Origin of the sequence: Bacillus paramycoides (assembly GCF_001884235.1) — a bacterium.
In the GTDB taxonomy this organism is placed as follows: Bacteria; Bacillota; Bacilli; order Bacillales; family Bacillaceae_G; genus Bacillus_A; species Bacillus_A paramycoides.
The window spans coordinates 1-3,105 of the sequence record NZ_MAOI01000127.1 but is presented as its reverse complement, the minus strand read 5'-3'; the positions used below and the strand labels follow the sequence as shown (position 1 = coordinate 3,105).

At 51.2% G+C, this 3,105-nt stretch carries 2 rRNA genes; both read right to left on the bottom strand.

What is annotated here, in order from left to right:
- Positions 1–2 precede the first annotated feature (2 nt).
- Positions 3–118: ribosomal RNA gene (rrf, locus tag BAU28_RS27030) — 5S ribosomal RNA — on the bottom strand.
- Positions 119–166: 48 nt separating this feature from the next.
- A 23S ribosomal RNA gene (locus BAU28_RS27025) occupies positions 167–3,088 on the bottom strand.
- Positions 3,089–3,105 lie beyond the last annotated feature (17 nt).

The following is a 3,105-nucleotide window of genomic DNA, read 5'->3' as shown; positions in this document are numbered from 1 at the left end:
TTGCTTGGCGACGTCCTACTCTCACAGGGACAAGGTCCCAACTACCATCGGCGCTAGAGAGCTTAACTTCCGTGTTCGGTATGGGAACGGGTGTGACCTCTCTGCCATCATCACCAAACTATGAAGGCATATTCCTTCAAAACTAGATAACATTGCTACATATTATATGGTTAAGTCCTCGATCTATTAGTATTCGTCAGCTCCACATGTCACCATGCTTCCACCTCGAACCTATCAACCTGATCATCTTTCAGGGATCTTACTAGCTTACGCTATGGGAAATCTCATCTTGAGGGGGGCTTCATGCTTAGATGCTTTCAGCACTTATCCCTTCCGCACATAGCTACCCAGCTATGCCCTTGGCAGAACAACTGGTACACCAGCGGTGCGTCCATCCCGGTCCTCTCGTACTAAGGACAGCTCCTCTCAAATTTCCTACGCCCACGACGGATAGGGACCGAACTGTCTCACGACGTTCTGAACCCAGCTCGCGTACCGCTTTAATGGGCGAACAGCCCAACCCTTGGGACCGACTACAGCCCCAGGATGCGATGAGCCGACATCGAGGTGCCAAACCTCCCCGTCGATGTGGACTCTTGGGGGAGATAAGCCTGTTATCCCCGGGGTAGCTTTTATCCGTTGAGCGATGGCCCTTCCATGCGGAACCACCGGATCACTAAGCCCGACTTTCGTCCCTGCTCGACTTGTAGGTCTCGCAGTCAAGCTCCCTTATGCCTTTGCACTCTACGAATGATTTCCAACCATTCTGAGGGAACCTTTGGGCGCCTCCGTTACACTTTAGGAGGCGACCGCCCCAGTCAAACTGCCCACCTGACACTGTCTCCCGGGTCGATAAGACCCGTAGGTTAGAATTTCAATACAGTCAGGGCGGTATCCCACCAGCGCCTCCACCGAAGCTAGCGCTCCGGTTTCAATGGCTCCCGCCTATCCTGTACAAACTGTACCAAAATTCAATATCAGGCTACAGTAAAGCTCCACGGGGTCTTTCCGTCCTGTCGCGGGTAACCTGCATCTTCACAGGTACTATAATTTCACCGAGTCTCTGGTTGAGACAGTGCCCAAATCGTTACACCTTTCGTGCGGGTCGGAACTTACCCGACAAGGAATTTCGCTACCTTAGGACCGTTATAGTTACGGCCGCCGTTTACTGGGGCTTCAGTTCAGAGCTTCGCTTACGCTAACCCCTCTCCTTAACCTTCCAGCACCGGGCAGGTGTCAGCCCCTATACTTCGCCTTACGGCTTCGCAGAGACCTGTGTTTTTGCTAAACAGTCGCTTGGGCCTATTCACTGCGGCTTTCCGTTAAGAAAGCACCCCTTCTCCCGAAGTTACGGGGTCATTTTGCCGAGTTCCTTAACCAGAGTTCTCTCGCACACCTTAGGATTCTCTCCTCGCCTACCTGTGTCGGTTTGCGGTACAGGCACCTTTTATCTCGCTAGAAGCTTTTCTTGGCAGCGGGGAATCAAAGACTTCGCTCCATAAGGAGCTTCCCCATCACAGCTCAGCCTTCACGATAAGCGGATTTGCCTACTTATCAGCCTAACTGCTTGGACGTGCACAACCAATCGCACGCTTCTTCTATCCTTCTGCGTCCCTCCATTGCTCAAACGATAAAGAGGTGGTACAGGAATATCAACCTGTTGTCCATCGCCTACGCCTGTCGGCCTCGGCTTAGGTCCTGACTAACCCTGAGCGGACGAGCCTTCCTCAGGAAACCTTAGGCATTCGGTGGACGGGATTCTCACCCGTCTTTCGCTACTCATACCGGCATTCTCACTTCTAAGCGCTCCACCAGTCCTTCCGGTCTGACTTCACTGCACTTAGAACGCTCCCCTACCACTGATACCATTGGTATCAATTCGCAGCTTCGGTGGTGTATTTAGCCCCGGTACATTTTCGGCGCAGAGTCACTCGACTAGTGAGCTATTACGCACTCTTTAAATGGTGGCTGCTTCTAAGCCAACATCCTAGTTGTCTAAGCAACTCCACATCCTTTTCCACTTAATACACACTTTGGGACCTTAGCTGGCGATCTGGGCTGTTTCCCTCTTGACTACGGATCTTATCACTCGCAGTCTGACTCCTAAGGATAAGTCATTGGCATTCGGAGTTTGACTGAATTCGGTAATCCGATGAGGACCCCTAGTTCAATCAGTGCTCTACCTCCAAGACTCTTACACTTAAGGCTAGCCCTAAAGCTATTTCGGGGAGAACCAGCTATCTCCAGGTTCGATTGGAATTTCTCCGCTACCCACACCTCATCCCCGCACTTTTCAACGTGCGTGGGTTCGGGCCTCCATTCAGTGTTACCTGAACTTCACCCTGGACATGGGTAGATCACCTGGTTTCGGGTCTACGACCACGTACTAAACGCCCTATTCAGACTCGCTTTCGCTGCGGCTCCGTCTCTTCAACTTAACCTCGCACGGGATCGTAACTCGCCGGTTCATTCTACAAAAGGCACGCCATCACCCATTAACGGGCTCTGACTATTTGTAGGCACACGGTTTCAGGATCTCTTTCACTCCCCTTCCGGGGTGCTTTTCACCTTTCCCTCACGGTACTGGTTCACTATCGATCACTAGGGAGTATTTAGCCTTGGGAGATGGTCCTCCCAGATTCCGACGGAATTTCACGTGTTCCGCCGTACTCAGGATACATTCAAGAGAGAACGAAGTTTCGACTACAGGGTTGTTACCTTCTGTGACGGACCTTTCCAGGTCGCTTCGTCTACCTCGTTCCTTTGTAACTCCGTATAGAATGTCCTACAACCCCAAGAGGCAAGCCTCTTGGTTTGGGCTAGATTCCGTTTCGCTCGCCGCTACTCAGGAAATCGCATTTGCTTTCTCTTCCTCCAGGTACTTAGATGTTTCAGTTCCCTGGGTCTGTCTTCCATACCCTATGTATTCAGGTAAGGATACCATACCATTACGTATAGTGGGTTTCCCCATTCGGAAATCTTCGGATCAAAGCTTACTTACAGCTCCCCGAAGCATATCGGCGTTAGTCCCGTCCTTCATCGACTCCTAGTGTCAAGGCATCCACCGTGCGCCCTTTCTAACTTAACCAAACTAAAATTAAAAAA